The sequence below is a fragment of the Oscillibacter acetigenes genome (assembly GCF_025567605.1).
In the GTDB taxonomy this organism is placed as follows: Bacteria; Bacillota; Clostridia; order Oscillospirales; family Oscillospiraceae; genus Oscillibacter; species Oscillibacter welbionis.
Genome location: NZ_JAOQKG010000005.1, coordinates 248,007 through 266,456 on the forward strand (window position 1 = coordinate 248,007; position 18,450 = coordinate 266,456).

Below are 18,450 nucleotides of genomic sequence, written 5' to 3' on the forward strand. Positions count from 1 at the left end.
CACATCCCCTCCATCTGCATGTCAGCGGCAGTTCCGGACGAGGTCCAGCCTCCTGCCTTGGGCCGTCAAAGCTGACATGCAGAGAAGCGGATCGCGTCTGCCTGCCGCCCTCCGGCTCTATTTCAGGAACCGCCGCCGGCCTAACGGTTGAATGGATCCCTCTTTGCTCCTTGTCTGGCCCCTCGCTGCCGTGTCCTGCCGTACGGCCAGCGACTTCATGGGACGCCCCTCTATGCCCGAAACTCCCCGGGACGCACAGTGCGTCCCAGGGAGTTTCATAGACATTGCGGCACATGCAGGAGATATATCCATTCATCTCGTATCTTGACGGCTTTGCATCCCGCCATCGGACAGAAAAACAGGGCGGCCCCGAAGGACCGCCCTGAAGCAAAGCATGGTACTTACATCACATTTTCAAAGAACCGGTACAAAATCACCGCAAACTGGGCGCGAGTGGCCGTGCCGGCAGGGTTCAGCAGGCCCTCAGTGGTGCCGGAGATGATCCCCTCTGCGATAGCCCAGGTCATGGGTTCCGTGGCGTAAGCGGCCACGGAGGCGTTGTCCGGGAACGCGGACAGATCGGCCCGCCCGGACACGTCATAGCCCATCTGCTGCGCCCAGCGGTACAAGATGGTCACCATCTGCTGGCGGGTCAGGGCGCCGCCGGGGTTGCTGCCGTCGGAAATCTTGCTCTCCACGGCCCAGTGCTGCGCCTCGGTCATGTTGGAGGGATTGAACTCCGTCAGACGGGCCAAAACCATCCACAGCTGCTGGCGGGTCACCGTGCTGCCGGGGGCGAACCGCTCGGCGCTGACACCGTTCATATAGCCGTTTTCATAGGCCCAGGTGATCTCCTCCACGGCCCAATAGTCCTCCGCCACGTCGGCAAAGGGCAGGTTCTCCTCTTTCTCCAGAGTGAATGTGGCCTCCACAGTGACCTTGCTGCCGGGCATGGTAAACGTGTACTTGTTGCCGCCCTTGCTCTGGAGCTTCACAGTGTCCCCGTCCTTGTCGGTGACAGTCAACTCGTCCAGCTCATAGCCATTGTCGGGCTTGACGGTGATGGTCACGGTATCGCCCTTGTCCGCCCGCTTGGGACTGACGGTGACGGTGCCGTGCTTGCTGTTCTCCACGCTGACGGTATAATCACCGCTGCTGGAGGAAGAGGATCCGCCGCCGGAGGGAGCGGAATAAGTAATCGTGATCTTACCATCGCTCACGCTCATGCTGCAGCGGCTGCCCAGCGTGATCTTGTCCTTATCATAAGTGTGTCCATCGAGGTCAATGGTCACGCTCTTACCGGAGACAGAGATCTTCTCGTCACAATCCTGCGTCAAAACGATGGTATCGCCGGACTTCGCGGCGTTCACAGCCTCCTGCAGCGTGCCGTACTCGCTCTCACCGATCTTGGCGGCAACTGTCAGCTGGCCGTTGAGCACAAAGGTGCTGAAATGCTTAACATGCAGCACCGCGCAGCCATCCTCCACAGTGAAGCCGGAACCATTCAGATATCGCTCACGGGTGCCGTCATCCGCAATGTGCATGATCTCCTGGGGCTCCAAGTCCGCCGGAATCGGCAGGCGGACCTCAATGAGGGTCTGGCCGTCCAGATAGTCGTTGGTTACGGGAATCTCTTTCCCTACGCTTTCGTCGTTGACTATGACCTTCGCCACAGGCTCTGCCTTATAGGAGACATACATCTTGTCCGCTGTGGTCAAATCCGCTTTATCGGCGGTCAGACTCACGGTGATCTCCACCACCACTTTGTCCTCGGGCTTCAGTTCTCCCTCCACCTGATTGATAATGGCATTCTGCGCGGACTCCGTCACCGCGTCAGAAACGCCGCTGACCTGCGCATTGTCGATGACCGCTTCGATCTTTTTCTGGTCTTCCAGCTCGATACTCTCGCTTACTTCAGTCTCCGTCTTCTCCGTGACAATGGGATCGACCTCCGTAGGCTTCGTGGTGGTCACCATGTAGGCGTAGCCCGTCTTGTCGGAAGCGACCACAAAGAGCTTGGGTTCCGCATTTTCCGGTACGTAATCGCTGGGATCAGAGGTGAAGTAGCCGCCGGTAACACTGATTTTGTCGGCAGCCTGGGTATCAATCTCAAAAGCGTCCTTTTTGCTGCCGGCAGAGAAGTTGCCTCCGCTGACTGTCAGCGCCGCAAGGTAGCTGACAATCTTGGTATTCTCATTTGTTGTCCACTGGCCGTTTACACGTTCCAAACGGTATACGGCAATCGCCGCATTGTTGCGGCTGGTCAGCGTACCGCCGGTGATATTCACGGTCATGGTCTGCCCCTCGCCCTGATAACCGCCGCCGCGGGAAACAACAGACAGGGCCGCGCCATCATCGGTGCTGCCATCCCCCTGGGAAGCGGGCTTGGTGGGAAATTCCGTAAAGGGCAGCGTTGCGGTAATCACAGCATTTTCAGCAATGGTCAGCGTACCGGCGCCGCAATACTGCACGCCGTTCGGGCCGATCAGTTCTGCATCACCCTTGATCGTCAGGTCGCCTACCTGGGGATGATAGATGACATTTCCCTCAGTGGATTCCAGTCTGCCGCCGGTAATCACTGTCTCCGTATAGTCGGCAGAGCCATTTCCGGCAACCGCAAATGCGACCGCCTGTATCTCCCCGCCGTTGATCTCCACAGCGGTTTTGTTTGCCTCATCACTTGTACCAACTGTGTTGATACCATAGGTGCCTGTGTATTTGCCGCCGTCAATTACGGCCTTTGCTCCGTTCTGAATAAAGACGGCATAGTTGCCGGAAACCGTACCGCTTTTGAAATACGCCTCAGTGCCCTGACCATTGACAACAACTGCAATATTGTTGCTGCCGGAGCCAGTATTCTGGATCTTGCCGTTCCCCTTGCTGTCCTGAACGGTCACACGGCTGGCTTCCAGCCACAGCGTATTGGTCGCGTTAGAACTTGTAAGCGTGCAGCCATTCAGATCCAGAGTGACCGCTTTGTTGATCGTAACTCTGTCGCTGCCAAGATCCACCTCTCTCAGCAACGTGATGGTATCATTTTCTTTTGCTTCGGTGATGGCCTTGGCCAGCGTCTGATAATAGGTATCGCCGATTCTGACGGCAGCAAATCCCTCTTCGACCTTGCCCACAGTACCGTTGGCATCCTGTCCAAGACCCTCGGCCAGATACTTGCTCACATCGCTGGAGAACGTGCCGCCGGTGATGATTGCATCACCCTTTGCGTAACCGCTGACCGTACGAATATTTCCCTCAAACGTGCCGGCAGAAATCTCCAGCTTGCCGCCGCTCAATTCAATATCGCCGGTAATGGTGCCTGTGGTATTGATCTTCACCGTGGGAATCTCGTAACTGCCAAACTTGCAGGAATCAAAAGCCGTTTGGTTTTTATATGCCTTTATACTCGTATTTCCGATAAACTGAACAGTACCGCAGTTATTGGAAATCGCATACTGACAGGGTGCGCTTGCCTGACTGGCATCAATCACCATATTCTCAAGCGTCAGGTTGCAATAGTTCTGCAGGCCGATCAGCAGGGTCTTCTGATTGGCAAAGATGATGGACCCGTTTTTCAGCGTCAGGGAACCACCCGTCAAGAACTGAAACGCGTTGGTTTCTGTACCGGAAGACCCCACCGTGCTTCCGCTGACCGTATAGGAGTGGGTATTGAAGTCGATCGTCAGGTTCTTTTTGGATGTATCGATCACAATTCCGTCGCCCTCTGTATCTTTGAGCAGCGTAATGACAGACTTGTCCGCAGCCGCTTCCACAGCCTCTGCCAGGGAGGTATACTGTTCCACCCCCTCTGCGGTTGTGACCTCGGCAACCATCATCTCTTCCCGGGAGCCGACCTCGCCGTTGGCGTTCTGCACATAGCCCTCGGCCAGATACTGTTCATCGACTTTGCTGGAGAATGTGCCGCCAGTGATGTTCAATCCGCCCAAGGCTACATCTACCTTGTAGGCCGGAATTCCTTCAGGTGCGCTGAATTGACCGCCTCTGATTTGGAGAACCGCCTGTTCTTTCAGGCCCCCGTCGTTGCTGTTTCCAACCAGAACGGCAGTCTGCTTCCCCTCCGTCACAAATGTACCGTCATTTACAACAACCTGTACGGCACCGGCTTCTCCGGCCACATAAAGCGCATAGAATACAGCGCCATGCTTCTGGGCGCAATCTACCGTCTTATAGCTGCCGCCATTGACTTCCATTGTCCCAGCGGTCGCACTAAGGGCTCCCTGCGTGCCGGTCACAACAACGCTTCCCTCAGACGACGGCGTAATCGTCAGCTTGGCATCAGGATCGTTGTCCACGCCGCTGCGGACCGTATATCCCCAATTTTGGCTATCGCACCTGCTGCAAGACGTATTCGTAAAAATTCCGCCGGTAATCAGCGTTTCTCCGTTTACATCAACAGCGGGATAAACACTATTTGTAAAGCTTCCGCCGGTAATTGTCGTATTGGAGCCTTCAAAGCTGCGAACAATCGTTGCCCCACCGCTAAAAGTTCCGCCATTAATCACAGCCTTACCGCCATCCTGATTTCTCAGATGAACGGTCATGGCTTTATCAGCTATCTGAAATGTTCCGTTTTCCACAGTCAACGTGCCATAGTTATTGATGAAGCCCTTGTAGCTTGTCGCCTCAGTTGCATCAAAGGTACCGTCGCCTGTAATTGTAAGTGTGCCATTGTTTACGATCAAATTTTTACTGCTGTCCGAAAAGCCAATAGACAACGTCTCACCATTCATGTCTAAAATGATCGTCTTTCCGCTGTCAATGGTCACCTGATCTGACAATGCAATACTGCTCGTCAATTCAATCGTGCCGCTGCCCTGCACAGCGTCAACAGCAGCCTGCAGTGTTTCATACTGCTGACCGTCGACCTCTGCCACATACGAAGTGTCTGCCGCCGTCAGGGCTGCGTCGGACTCGCCTGCGGCCCCATCCTCAGAATTGCCTGTCAGGTCATCCGCAGGTCCCTCTGCCGGATCGTCCGGGATGTTCCCGCTGCCGGAATCCTGCTGCTCCAAAGGCGTCTCGGACGAAGGGGTCTCCTCCGCAAACGCCCCCACGGTCAGCAGACTCATCGTCATGACGACCGCCAACAGCAGAGCCAGCAGTTTCTTACCTGTTTTCATCTTTCTCGCTCCTTCTTCTGTTATTTTCGCCGGAAAACAAAGCTCCTTATTTCCGCAAAGCGGAAATAAAAACGGTATATACCGTTTTGGAGGACGCCGGTCTCTTACACCCCTATCATACTTCATGACTTCGCAGAAAACAAGCAAAAAATAAGACATAATATTATTTTTGAATCAAATTATTTTTAGCTGGATGAAGCCGGGGAAGCGCGCCGCCCCCCTCCGTCTCTCCATTGGAAACAGTACGTATAGCGCATAAGTAATGCTTATATGCTTATGCAGGCTGTGGAGTGATAAACCCGCTCCTCAGCCGCCATATTTTTTAACGTAATATTTTTTCTGTCGTATTTAAAACCAGCAGTTTGAGAATGACACCGCGGTGCCATCTGTTATGTTGCTGTAAAAGGTATAAGCGACACGGAAAAGGGCCGGGTGGACTGGAACCGGAGCAAGAGACCATTCAAGGGCTTGAGCCCTAAGACAGCGCAAAGCATTCACCAGATCATCGTCTCGGCTATGAAGCCAACAAATGCTTATCACAGCAGCTCAGAATACGGCAAAACCACGCAAAAATTCTTCCAGATACCATCTAATTCTTTGAAGGCGCAGGAAACCCGGCTGATTTCTTTGGAAATCAGCCGGGAGAGAAGCGGAATGCAATACCAGGCGGTAGCCTGTGTCCACTTTGAAAAGGCAGAGAAAAAGGGGCAATGCCCACTGCTCAAGGTGCGGCAGAGATAAGCCCGAGATTTCCATCTATGAGCCGATGCTGTTTCAAACAGCTATAAAGCCAGGTTGGGTCTGCCAGACCAATTTGAGCTTGTTTTACATGGCCCCGTAAAAGGCAAAAAACGTCGCGGTACGAGAACACAGAGTCTCCTCCGGGCGGCATCGCGTCGGCCAACTGTGACGCAAAAAAGCAGAAAGCGTATGACAGCAGGCGTCAGGCCGGAAGCAGCATTCTATCCCGCCACGACGGGCAGAACGGCACTCCTTCCACGTACATATCCTGATTTTTTGTGCGCATTCCTAATTTTAGGAAAGTGACAGGCGCCGAAGCGCCTGCCCTTTTCTCGAAGCCGCAATCGCATTTCTGCCCGAATGCCCTGCAGTCTGCACGTAAGCCGCTTCCGGCTCATGCATTGACACGCGATGATGGCGGAAACCTGTACCCCATCAGTGGAGATGGGCTGATCCGTCCAGGTTACAACCGCTTTGGATACGGGAAATGCTGTCAAGATGCCCTCGGTATGCCCCGCGGGTAATAAACGTCGTATTCCATAAAATAGTGGAACAAAGTCTCTCATATAGAACAATATGCAGAAGGAATCCGGGAATAATTTTTGAGATTCTCTCACTTGTTGTCTCCGCGCCAGTCCCCATTGTAATCCAACCTGGCGGGAATATCGGCGTGCGTCAGGCAGGAGTCGTTCACATCCTGATAAATCGTTGGGGTCCAGTGTTCAGAGCGGTTCCCTCCCCCCACATCTTTTTACACGTCCGATACCATAAGAACTCCCTTTTCAATCCGAAAACGTATGGCAACATGAGGCTGATCCGGAGCATACTGACACGGTACTGCATCCGTAAAAAAGCATTCAACGCCAAACTGCGACAAAAGCTGAATAATTTTTTTGCTGGGGCAGTCATCTGTCCGATCATCCGAGACCGAGATAACGGCGTACCGTGGCCGCAGCATCTCCAGAAGTCGGGATGTCAAGGCGTCCCCGTGCCCATGGTGGGGCAGCTTTATGAGGGTGCAGGGCGGGAGCTGGTGCCGCTCCCAGCAGGAGGCATACACATCCCCCGGCAGCTCAATCTCCTGCCCGGCATAGGATAGCCGCAGGCGGATACTGGTGTTGTTGATAAAGCCGTCAAGCGCCTCCAGGTCCCCGCTGCTGCCCGCGCCAGAAAGGACGGCGTCCCAGATGGAAGCCTGCCGCAGCCGGAGTTCTTCATCCTCCAGAAAAACACCGGCAGACAATGTCTCCGTCAGCCGCCGGCAATCACAGGGCGTCCGGATCAGCCGGATCTCCGTCTTCTGGCTTCGCAGATGAGCCAGGGCTTTTACATAAATCCCCATAGAGGTCATCAGACACCGGGCGCCGGCTGGAGCTCCCGGCACTGCCGGGAGTGTGTGCCCCCACATCTCCTCCGGCGGGAGGTAGTTGGTCCAGAATTCCCGCACCCGGACCCCCGGCAGCAAATGAGTCAGTCCGCCGGCGTGGTCCAGGTGGAGGTGGGTCAGCACCAGCAGGTCCAGCTCCCGGATCCCCTCCCGGCGCAGGTAGTCCGCCGCAGTGATCCGCCGTCCGTCCGGTCGGGAGCGCCCGATGCGAGCGTCCCCGCAGTCCACCAGCATGGCGAAGGGTGTCTCCGTCTCCCGCAGCAGGATCGCGTCGCCATAGCCCACATTGATAAAGTCAACCAGCAGCATCCGCACCACCGCCTTTCAGCACGTGGAGCTTGCGAGTATCCAAACGAAGCTGCACATCCCCTGTCCGGGCGCCGGTGAGGTCCACATTGGCGTCATCAATGACAAAGACCTCCTCCCCTACCCGCACCCAGTAGCGGATCATACGACCCAGGAAGCTGTAATTTTCAATGGTGCCGCGCAGCGCCGTGCCCTCCGGGACAGTCTCTTCCAGCCCCATCAGGCTGATACCCTCCGGGCGGACCACCAGAGTCACCGGCTCGCCGCCCTGAAGGTCCGTGTCCTCGTCCACCCGGAGGCGCATACCCCTGTGGTCCACGGACAGGCTGCCGTCTGCCTCCCGATGGGCCGTACCCTCCAGGAAGTTCACCGTGCCGACGAAGTCCGCCACAAAGCGGGTGGCGGGGCGGAAGTAGATTTCCCAGGGGCTGCCGATCTGCTCGATGCGGCCCCTGCGCATCACGGCGATGATGTCTGACATGGACAAGGCTTCGTCCTGATCGTGGGTGACGTACATGGTGGTGATCCCGAACTTCTGCTGGATCTGCCGCAGCTCCGTCCGCACCTCCACCCGGAGTTTGGCGTCCAGGTTGCTGAGGGGCTCATCCAGCAGCAGGATCTCCTGCCCCATCACCAGCGCCCGGGCAAAGGCCACCCGCTGCTGCTGGCCGCCGGAGAGCTGCTTCGGGAACCGCCCATCCAGTCCCTGGAGGTTGAACATCTCCAGCATCTCCGCCACCTTGCGGTCCTTTTCCTCCTTGGGCGCCTTTTTCAGCTTCAGGCCGTAGGAGATGTTCTCATACACCGTCATGTGGGGAAACAGCGCATACTCCTGGAACACCAGCGGCGTATTGCGCTTGAAGGGCGGCAACCCGTTCATCCGCTTGCCGTCCACCAGGACGTCGCCCTCCTCCGGCTCGGAAAACCCCGCCAGCTGGCGCATCAGGGTGGTCTTGCCGCAGCCGGAGGGGCCCAGCAGCGTCACGAACGCCCCCTTTGGGATCTGTAAGGACACATGGTCCAGAGCCACAAAGTCGTCGAACTTCTTGACGACGTTCCGAAATTCAATATAAGCATCCATACGTTCCGCCTCCCTTTACAGTTCCAGCTTGATGCCCTGGCGGCCCAGGAGCCACTGAGCCAGCCGCAGCACGGTAAACGCGATGGTGATGAGCACCACAGTAAACGCCGCCGCCTCGCCCCACTGTCCGCTCTGCACGAGGACCATCACAGAGATGGTGCCCACGGTGGTGGAGGGCGCGTAGAGGAAGATCACCACGCTGAGGCAGGTAACCGACCGCAGGAAGGACAGCACGAAGCCCGAGAGAAACGGCGCCTTCAGCAGCGGAATGATGACATCCTTGAAAGAGCGGAAGCTGTTGGCTCCCAGATTCAGGGCCGCGTCCTCCACCGAGGCGCCGATCTGCTGCAGGCCTGCTGTTGCCGCACTGTAACAGGTGGGCAGATTCCAGAACAGCAGCGCCAGCACCATGATGGCGCCCGTCCCCGTCAGGGACAGCCAGCCGCCGTTGAACGCCAGCACAAATCCGATGCCCAGAAACATACCGGGAATGGCACCGGGCAGGATGGCCAGGAAGTCCAGAAACTTGTTGAGGCCTACCTGCTTCTTCTGTACGATGTAGGCCAGGACCATGGCCAGCAGCGCGGCGCCTAAAGACGCCAGGAGGCCGTATTTGATGGAGTTCCAGATCTGTTCCCCTTTCAGGAACACGTACTGCAGGTTCTCCCAGGTGAAGGACCAGTCATATCCCCAGGTCTTGGTGAAGGCCCCGTAGAAAAGGGTGCCGTACACCAGAAGGACGAACAGGGAGATCAGCATGGTCAGCGTGAACAGGGTCCACTTCACCCACTTGGGGACCGGAAAGGGATTTAGCGAAATCTCCTTGCCGGTAATGGTAACATAGGACCGCCTGCCCACCCAGAAGCGGTTCACCAGGAACAGCGCCACGGCCGGGATCAGCAGTGCCACCGCCAGGACGGAAGCTGTACTCATGTCGTACCAGCCGTTGATCTGCATATACGCCTCCGTGGGCAGCAGGGCCAGATCGCCGCCGATCATGATGGGGTTGCCGAAATCCGTCAGGACGTTGATGGCCGCGATGAGGGCGCCGCCGGCCACGCCGGGGCGGCACAGGGGCCAGAACACATCCCGGAACACCTGCCACCGGGTGGCGCCCATGTTGTAGGCTGCATACTCCAGATTGGTGGAGATGCCCTTCATCACGCCGTAGATCACCGAGTAGGCGTAGGGGAAGAAGGTGACAGTCTGGACGATCCACAGTCCCAGGCGGCCATAGATATCCACATGGAGTCCCAGCAGGCCTTTTGTGATGATCCCCTGGACGCCGAAGAGCAGGATATAGCTCAGCGCCACGATAAAGGGCGGAGAGACAATGGGAAGCAGTGTAATAAATCGGAACAGCCCTTTGCAGGGCACATCCAGGCGGGCGATGACATAGGCGAACAGAAATGCCACCGCCGTGCAGGAGATGGTGGAGACCAGGGTCATGAACAGGCTGTTTTTGATGGCGGTGAGCCAGCGGGGCCGGTTGAACAGCTCCAGATAGGTCCCCCCATCGGGGAACAGGATGACCTTGACCACTGGATAGATCACAAATATTCCCACAAACAGGATAATGGCGATGATGACCAGCAGCAGGAGCGGTTCATTTTTCAACCGCTTCATTTCTTTGACGGATTCCCGTGCGGACGTGCCCGCGACCATAGGGACTCCTCCTTCCAGCTCCGTAATTGTAAATTGCAAAAGTGCCTGCCTGCTCTTGCAGGCAGGCACTTTCCTGCTACCGGTTAGGTGCGGTTTGCCATGATTTCCGCCTCAAACTTTTCCAGGACGGACTCCCGCATCGCGGTGGCCTGGTCCCGGTCGTAGTCCACCAGATCCACATCCTCCAGCGCCGGCAGGCCCTCGGGTGCAGCCACGTCTGTGCGGACGGGATAGCGGTAGGAGGACTCCACGTTCAGCTCCTGGGCCTCCTTGGTCAGCAGCCAGTCCATGAAGATCTTGGCATTCTCTGTGTTGGGGCCGCCGTTGATGATGGCCGCGCCGCCAATCTCATAGGCGGTCTGCTCCGGAATGATGAGCTTGAGGGGGTAGCCCTCCTGCTGGGTCTTGAAGCTGTCGTGGGCCCAGGCGATGGAGGCGATGAACTCGCCGGTTGCCACGGGGCTGATGACGTCCCCGGCACCCTGATAATAGTGGTGGACGTTCTGGTCCAGCGCCTTCAGGTAATCCCAGGCGGCGTCTTCACCCAGGCGGAAAATCTGGCAGGCGGTGGCGATGTAGGCACCGCCCGCAGTAGTGGGATTGGCCCAGACAAATACATCGTCATAGGCCGGATCCAGCAGATCGTCCCAGGTGGCGGGCTCCGCCAGGCCCTGAGAGGCCAGTTCCTCCTGGAATCGCTCCTCGTTGATGATGATGCTCAAAACGCCCATGTACCAGCCCTGCCAGAGATGATTGGGGTCATTGAAGCGCGCATCCAGGTCATCGTTGTTGGGGGAGTCGTATTCCAGCAGCGCCCCAGCCTCCGCCAGGGAGCCGTACAGGTCCACGGAGCCGCCCACCAGGAAATCCGCCTGTGGGTTGCTCATTTCCGCCTGGACGCGGGCCACAGCGTCGCCGCCGCCCAGGGAGATGTACTCGACCTCAATGCCGGTGTCCTTTTCAAACTGCTCCGCCATCGCAATGGTGTTGTCCTCGTTCAGCGCGGAGTACACGACCAGTTTTCCACCGGTCTCCGCCGTCTCGCTGCCTCCGTTCTGCTGGGCGCCGTCGTCTGTGGAGGAACCACCGCCGCACCCGGCCAGCAGCGACAGAAGCATCAAAACAGAAAGTGCTAGGCTGAGAAACTTCTTCATCAATGACATCTCCTTTTCATCCAAAATTGAAAAATCGAAGCTGAGAATTGCGAGTTTCTATTGTTACCGTACCACCAAAATTGGAACGTGTCAATTTCTTTTTTGGATTTTTTCAGTACTATTTACACGTTTCTTACAAAACATATAGAATATAAGTCCTTATTCTGTTCAATTTTACTATTTCGTTTTGGCGAGAAGTGCTCTTGCCAGGAACAAACTCACATAGTACAATAAAAACAGATCAGCGGAAGGAGGCGCCGGGATGCCTACTATCAAAGATATTGCAAGGGAGGCCGGTGTCTCCCACGGAACCGTATCCAATGTCATCAACGGCCGCGGAAATGTCAGTGTAGAAAAGATTCGTTTGGTCTGGCAGGCGGCGGAAAAGCTGGGCTATAAGGTCAATGCCAAGGCCCAAAGTCTGCGGCTGGGAAAGGACCGGGCAATCGCGGTTATGCTTCCGGGGATCGAGTACACCCACTGGGCGGCTATGTATGAGGTCTTTCAAAGCGAGTTTTCACAGAGAGGATATTCTGTACAGCTCTATTCCACCCGTTCTATGGAGAGCAGAGAACTGTCCCTGCTGACGGAAGCATTGAACGCCCGTTTCAGCGCGATCATTACCAGTACCTGCCTGACGGATGCATTGTCCCACTACCGGGCCGAAGCTCCGGACCTGCCGCTGGTTTTTTTGCAGCGGGAAGGTCCGGAACAGCCGGATGTGATGTACGCAGGTTTTGATCCTGAGCGGGCTGGCCGGGAGATTGCGGACTATGTCTGCTCTCAAGGTGCTGCCCGAATCGGCGTCTTTACAGAGGCCGCGGAGCTGCCGGATGCTGCTCTGTTTATCAGGGGTGTCCGTACGCACTGCCAGAATAAGGAAGCCGTCAACTTTCTGGACTGCCGCAATTATCAGATCGGCCTGCGGGCCTTTGCGTTTTTTGACGGCGGCCAGGCGTATGATTATATGATATGCTCGGATCGCCGCAGAGAGGATGCCGTCCGGGCAGCCTGCGCCTACTCCAGTCAGGCGCCGCTGCCTCGTTTTGTTACGCTGGCCACAAAGGCCGCTGTGACGGATCCGGAGACCTCAGTTTATGAACTGGACTACAAGCAACTTGCCCACCGGATTGTGAAACAGCTGCTGGCCCGCCTGGAGCAGGGAAAAGCCCTGCCCGGAAAGCTCCGTATGGAAAATGACGGATTCCGCACTGCGCAGATGGTGCCGGGCCATCTGCATTCTCAAACTTTACGAATACTGACCATGGCCTCCCCCTCGACCACCGCTTTGGCCAGGCTGGCGCCGCATCTCGAGAAAACCGCCGGCATCCACCTGGAGCTGACGGTCCTGCCCTCTCTGCGGGATGTCTACCGGGTGGTCCAGTCTCCCGCCCGCAGCCAGTATGATTTGATCCGCATGGATGTAGCCTGGCTGGATGAGCTTGGAGAGGAGGTATACCGTCCCCTTGCCCAGATCCCCTTTGATTGGGACGGGCTGCTGGCTAAAGCCATTCCGGAGCTGGGGCAGCATTTTACCACCGCCCACGGCAACCGCTGCTGTGTTCCCTATGATCCCAGCATCCAACTGCTGTTTTACCGGCGGGATCTGTTCACCGACCCCACATATAAGCGGATGTATTATGAGGACTTCCGGGAAGAGCTTGCTGTCCCCAAGACCTTCCGCGACTATAACCGCGTCGCGTCTTTCTTTACCAGAGGCTGCAATGCCGCCTCCCCCACACAGTACGGTTCAACGGTAGCCATCGGCAATGTTGTCGTAAGCCCCAGCGAATTCATGCCCCGCCTTTTTGCGGAGAACGGACGTCTCCTGGATAGTCAGGGCCGGATCACCCTGGATACGCCGGAGGCGCTGCGTGCGTTGGAAAACTACCGGGAGACATATTCTTATTCGGACCGGACGATCTATGATTTCTGGAAGAATGCTCTGGAGGGCTTTGCCGATGGAACGGCCGCCATGACTGTGGTGTTTATCAACTATGCCTCCCACATTCTGAACTCTCAGATGTCCCGAATTGCTGGTAAGCTGGGCTTTGCCCCCGTCCCTGGCGGAAAGCCGCTTTTGGGCGGCGGCGTGATCGGGATCGCCCAGAGCTGCACCTGCCCTGCGGCTGCCTGCAAGTTTTTGGAGTGGCTGTATGCAGACTTGGTGGCACCGGTCTTCACGATGCTGGGCGGCCTGTCTCCCTGCCGTTCCGCATACAGCAACCGCGATATCAGCGAGCAATACCCCTGGCTCTCCACTGCGCGAAAGAGCTTTCCCACAGCGCAGCGCCGCAGCAACAGCACTTACTACCAGAACTTCAGCGAGCTGCAACTAGAGACCATTCTGGCGGCCCATGTCCAGCAGGCAGTTTTGGGGGTATGTTCCCCAGAAGAAGCGCTGAAGCAGGCCCAAGAGGACTGCAATCGCTATTTTCAGCCATGGTAAAGAGGCCAAACTGCAAGAGACAGATAGTCGAGGACGAATTTATCAGAGCTGGAAGAGACGTCAGCCCGGCAGGACCAGGAGATTCTGCCGTCGTCTGCAGAACTGGAGATCGGGCCGCAGGCTGAAACACGGCTCAGAATCTGCAGGGCCGTCGAGAGCAGGAAAGTCCTTCGTTCCGGGCATGTTCCTTGTTAGCCCGGCACCATGCATCCAGCGCCATCGTGGCGGAGCATCGCAGATGGGTGTGGGGCCCTTTCACCTGCCGGCTCTTTTGGCGGAGGCGGGGGAGCCGTTGCTCCGACACCGGCCAAAGTAAGGTGCAGGCCGGAAAGCGGTTCCTGCAAACGGAATCAACACGCCGATAAAAGGCAGGCACATCCGTAATTTCCCCTCTTTCGAGCGCCACGCCGTTCAAATGCTTTTGTATGGTCGCCCCTCTCTCAAAGCAGCCACTTTGCGTACCGTTTGCCAGACGGTCGTAGCCGGTTTTAAGAGGCCCCTGCCGGAATACCATGCCGGGTGCCAATGCTTGCGCGGTCCCGGGGCTTGACAAACCAGAAGATGCGGCTCTATAATGTTTTTGGTTAGATATGCCTAACCGATTTGCATGGGAAACCAGACTGATATTATCTGGACAATTCCCCTGACAGGAGAAGATTGTCCTGTGGTTAGCGTTAACTAATAGAAGCAGCAGTGGAGGCGGCAGAATATGTGGAAATATACTGTGCGGGTGACAGGTATGATGTGCGGCATGTGTGAGAGCCATGTGAACGACGCGGTGCGCAGAGCCTTTCCGGTGAAGAAAGTCACCTCGTCCCGGAGCAAAAAGGAGACCACGGTGATCGCAGAAACAGAGTTGGATGAGGCAGCCCTGCGGGAAGCCATCCGGGCCACCGGCTATGACGCAGGGGAGATTCGGAAAGAGCCCTGGGGGAAGAAGGGGCTGTTCGGCCGGTAAGCGGCCGGGACACAGATCAGCAGAGAGAGGAGGCAGACGGATGCTGGCAGAGGTTCTGGCGGACCGTGGAGACTGGTCGCAGGTGATGCCCGGCGTCCGGGCCTGCCTGTTCTCTCTGGAAAAGAGCCCTCTCCCCCTGCCCCTTCGACTGGAGCCTCTGCATTTCGAGGCCTTGTTCTGTGTTGCCGGGACGGTAACACTGACCCGGCGGGACGGATCGGCCCTGACGGCAGGTGCCCGGCAGGTGCTTCTTCTCACGGACGCCTCCAGCCTGTCCGCCGCCAAGGTCGGCACCTCCTTGGAGGGAGTCCTGGTAGCAGTGGACGCCCGCAGCGCCCGGGACAGCCTGGAGGCCCTGTGTGCGCTGCTGGGGGGCCTCTCTCTGGACACAGAGCAGGTACGGCGATGGATGGCCAGCCGGAACGGCTGTGCCGTAGAGGGGCCCAGCACCTGGAGCCGGGCGGTCTTTGCCAACCTGGACTGCCTGCCCCAGAGCGAGCAGGCCCGCTGGTGCGTGTGGAAATCGGCAGAGCTGCTCTATCTGCTCTCCGCCCCAGAGGGAAATGCGCCGAATGTCCTCCCGGCCCCGGCACTGGATCGGGAGGTAGTCCGGGTTTTAGGAAAGACGCGCCGTTATATGGAGGATCACCTGGCCGATCCCCTGACCATCCCAGCCCTGAGCCGCATGGCCATGCTCTCCGCCACAACATTCAAGGATGCTTTCCGCCGTCTGTACGGCCTGCCGGTCCACGCCTGGCTGCGGCAGCGGCGGATGGAACGGGCGGCAGAGCTGCTGCGGGACTCCTCCCTCAGTGTTCTGGGGGTGGCTCAGTCAGTCGGATATGGCAGTGCCAGCCAGTTCACCGCCGCCTTCCGCCGGCAGTACGGTATGACGCCGGCCAAGTACCGGAAGGATGTCTGAACCGGCACAACATCGTCTGTTTTGGTGATACACCGGGCGTTTCATCTGCTATAATACTTTAATACGCGAAGAGACGGGCTTGTTTCCAGACAGGAGGAGATCTTGATGAAACAACATCGCTTCTGGGCCTGGGGCGCCGTGATCTGCATGATCATGGTGATGATCACAGGTTACAAACGCAAATAACCAATCACGGAAAGGAAGAATCCTATGATGAAGCATTACGTCAGACTGGCCTGCTTTGTGGGCGGTGCTCTGTTCGGCTCTGCCGGCGTGAAGCTGCTGACCAGCAAGGATGCCAAGAATGCCTACATCCACATCACCGCCGCCGGCCTGCGGATGAAGGACAGCGTGATGGAGACGGTCACCGCCGTCCAAGAGAACGCCGCCGACATTGTGGCCTCCGCCAAAGACATCAATGAGGCCCGGGCCTCCAAGGAGGCCGAAACCCAGGTGGAGGGTCAGGAGGCTTAAAAGCTGCGGAAGGGAGCCGGAAAGCGGCTCCCTTTTTCATAGGAAGGAGTACCTGTATGCGAGCAACCATCGTACACGAGAGCCGGGGGCGGCTACGTCTGCGCCTCCGGCAGAAAAACCTGACCTTGCGTCAGGCCGACCTGCTGGAGACCTGGCTGAAGGGCCAGCCCTGGGTCCGGGAAGCCGCTGTCCATGAGCGCACAGGCTGTATCATCGTGACCTTTACAGGGGAGCGGGAAACGGTTCTCTCCGCACTCGGCGCGTTCACCTGGGCCGGGGCAGAAGCGTCTGTCGCCCTCCCCGATCACAGCACCCGGGCTATGAACCGGGAGTTCCAGGAGAAACTGGTGGGTAAGGTGGCAGTAAAGGCGGCGGCCACCCTGTTCCTGCCTGCGCCGCTGCGGATTGCCCGGGTGATTTGGCACATGGCGCCTTTCCTGCGCAAGGGCCTTCGCTGTCTGGGACGGCGTCAGATCAAGGTGGAGCTGCTGGATGCCCTGTCCATCGGGATTTCGGCCTGCCGCCGGGACTTTGGCACCGCCGGCACCGTCATGTTCCTGCTGGAGATCGGGGAGCTGCTGGAAGACTGGACAAGGAAGAAGTCTGTGGCCGACCTGGCGGAGAGTTTGTCCCTTCACGTAGACCGGGTGTGGCTGAAAAACGGGAACGACGAGGTACTGGTCTCCATTGGACAAGTGAAGCCCGGCGATCTGGTTGTGGTCCGGGCCGGGGGCGTCATCCCTCTGGACGGCGTGGTGGCGGAGGGTGAGATCACCGTCAATCAAGCCTCCCTCACAGGCGAGTCCATCCCTGTGGCCAAGCGTCCCGGAGGGGCGCTGTACGCCGGCACCGTGGTGGAGGAGGGCGAGTGCGCCCTGGAGGTGAAGCAAGCATCCGGCCAGGGCCGGTACGACCAGATTGTGGACATGATCCAGCGGTCGGAGCAGATGAAGTCTGCCGCTGAAGCCAAGGCGTCCAACCTGGCCGACAAGCTGGTGCCCTATACCTTCGCCGGGAGCCTGCTGGATTTGCTCCTCACCCGGAATGTGACCCGAGCCCTGTCGGTGCTCATGGTGGACTTCTCCTGTGCCTTAAAGCTGGCGATGCCTTTGGCAGTCATGTCTGCCATGCGGGAGGCCGGGCGTGAGCACATCACCGTCAAGGGCGGCAGGTTTCTGGAAGCCACAGCCAAAGCGGACACCATCATCTTTGATAAGACCGGCACCCTTACCCACGCCTGTCCCCAGGTGGCCCAGATCATCCCCTTCAACGGCAAGAATGAGGCGGAGATGCTCCGCCTGGCCGCCTGCCTGGAGGAACACTTCCCCCACTCCATGGCCAACGCCGTAGTGGAAGCGGCCCGCCGCCGAGGCCTGCGCCATGAGGAACGCCATGCCAAGGTGGAGTATCTGGTGGCGCACGGCATCGCCAGCTCGGTGGATGGGGAACAAGTGCGCATCGGCAGTGCCCATTTTATCTTCGAGGACGAGAAGGTGCGCATTCCGGAAGGCGAGCAGGAAAAGTTCGACACCCTGCCTCCGGAGTTCTCCCAGCTCTACCTGGCAATCGACGGAGTGCTCTCCGCCGTGATCTGTATCTCCGACCCCCTGCGGGAGGAGGCAAAAGATGTGTTCTCCGCTCTGCGGAGACTGGGCGTGAAAAAGACTGTCATGCTCACCGGGGACAGCCCCCGCACCGCCGCCGCCATTGCGGCCCAGCTGGGGGTAGATGACTTCCGGGCCGGGGTGCTTCCGGCGGACAAGGCGGAGTATGTGGCAGCCCTGCGGCGGGAGGGGCACACAGTCCTCATGGTGGGAGACGGCATCAACGATTCCCCTGCCCTCTCCGAAGCGGATGCAGGCATCGCCATCAGCGACGGGGCGGCCATCGCCAGAGAGATCGCCGATATCACCATCGCCGCCGACAGCCTGTGGGAGCTGGTGCAGCTGCGACAGCTGGCCATGGCCCTCATGAACCGCATCCAAGCCAACTACCGATTCGTCATCGGGTTCAACGGGGCGCTGATCGGCCTTGGCGCGGCGGGTGTGCTGCCGCCGGCCACATCGGCCATGCTCCACAACCTGTCCACTCTGGGCGTCAGCCTCCACAGCATGCGTGCTCTGCCCCTTCCCAAATCAGGGCAAAGATTTTGATCGAAAAGCCCGGCGCACTTGCGCC

The 18,450-nt window shown here is 58.0% G+C and carries 11 protein-coding genes; 6 read left to right on the top strand and 5 right to left on the bottom strand.

Annotated features, from left to right (window positions below; genetic code table 11):
• Positions 1-401: 401 nt before the first annotated feature.
• On the bottom strand, positions 402-5,135 hold the full coding sequence (locus tag OCV80_RS12015) for an S-layer homology domain-containing protein (RefSeq protein WP_267288430.1): 4,734 nt from the start codon (positions 5,133-5,135) through the stop codon (positions 402-404).
• Between the two features lie 432 nt (positions 5,136-5,567).
• Here OCV80_RS12015 and OCV80_RS12020 point away from each other — a divergent pair, with 432 nt between their 5' ends.
• A complete protein-coding gene (locus OCV80_RS12020; protein ID WP_119310429.1) occupies positions 5,568-5,876 on the top strand; it encodes a hypothetical protein in 309 nt (102 codons plus the stop codon).
• A gap of 751 nt (positions 5,877-6,627) precedes the next feature.
• Here the strand turns inward: OCV80_RS12020 and OCV80_RS12025 are convergent.
• The 4 genes from OCV80_RS12025 to OCV80_RS12040 form a co-directional block, all read right to left on the bottom strand.
• The gene (locus tag OCV80_RS12025) at positions 6,628-7,572 is read right to left on the bottom strand and encodes a ComEC/Rec2 family competence protein (RefSeq protein ID WP_119310428.1); all 945 of its coding nucleotides are present in this window, start codon (positions 7,570-7,572) and stop codon (positions 6,628-6,630) included.
• On the bottom strand, positions 7,559-8,650 hold the full coding sequence (locus OCV80_RS12030) for an ABC transporter ATP-binding protein (protein ID WP_025544010.1): 1,092 nt from the start codon (positions 8,648-8,650) through the stop codon (positions 7,559-7,561). The genes OCV80_RS12025 and OCV80_RS12030 overlap by 14 nt, the downstream gene beginning before the upstream one ends.
• Before the next feature lie 15 nt (positions 8,651-8,665).
• The gene (locus tag OCV80_RS12035; protein WP_025544009.1) at positions 8,666-10,315 is read right to left on the bottom strand and encodes an ABC transporter permease; all 1,650 of its coding nucleotides are present in this window, start codon (positions 10,313-10,315) and stop codon (positions 8,666-8,668) included.
• A gap of 83 nt (positions 10,316-10,398) precedes the next feature.
• Positions 10,399-11,469 (bottom strand): ABC transporter substrate-binding protein, encoded by a 1,071-nt coding sequence (locus OCV80_RS12040; protein ID WP_158629780.1) that lies wholly within the window; start codon positions 11,467-11,469, stop codon positions 10,399-10,401.
• A 262-nt stretch (positions 11,470-11,731) separates the two neighbouring features.
• Between OCV80_RS12040 and OCV80_RS12045 the strand changes: the two genes are divergently transcribed.
• From OCV80_RS12045 to OCV80_RS12065, 5 genes are all read left to right on the top strand, one after another.
• Positions 11,732-13,918: an extracellular solute-binding protein gene (locus OCV80_RS12045; RefSeq protein ID WP_025544006.1), complete on the top strand. Its 2,187-nt coding sequence runs from the start codon at positions 11,732-11,734 to the stop codon at positions 13,916-13,918.
• Between the two features lie 709 nt (positions 13,919-14,627).
• A complete protein-coding gene (locus OCV80_RS12050) occupies positions 14,628-14,876 on the top strand; it encodes a heavy-metal-associated domain-containing protein (RefSeq protein ID WP_021751948.1) in 249 nt (82 codons plus the stop codon).
• 40 nt (positions 14,877-14,916) lie between these two features.
• The gene (locus OCV80_RS12055; RefSeq protein ID WP_249390663.1) at positions 14,917-15,798 is read left to right on the top strand and encodes a helix-turn-helix domain-containing protein; all 882 of its coding nucleotides are present in this window, start codon (positions 14,917-14,919) and stop codon (positions 15,796-15,798) included.
• Positions 15,799-16,011: 213 nt separating this feature from the next.
• The gene (locus OCV80_RS12060) at positions 16,012-16,272 is read left to right on the top strand and encodes a DUF6110 family protein (protein ID WP_025544004.1); all 261 of its coding nucleotides are present in this window, start codon (positions 16,012-16,014) and stop codon (positions 16,270-16,272) included.
• Between the two features lie 56 nt (positions 16,273-16,328).
• Positions 16,329-18,425 carry a heavy metal translocating P-type ATPase gene (locus tag OCV80_RS12065; protein WP_267288431.1) on the top strand — a complete coding sequence of 699 codons (2,097 nt, stop codon included), beginning with the start codon at positions 16,329-16,331 and terminating at the stop codon, positions 18,423-18,425.
• The last annotated feature ends 25 nt before the right edge of the window (positions 18,426-18,450 follow it).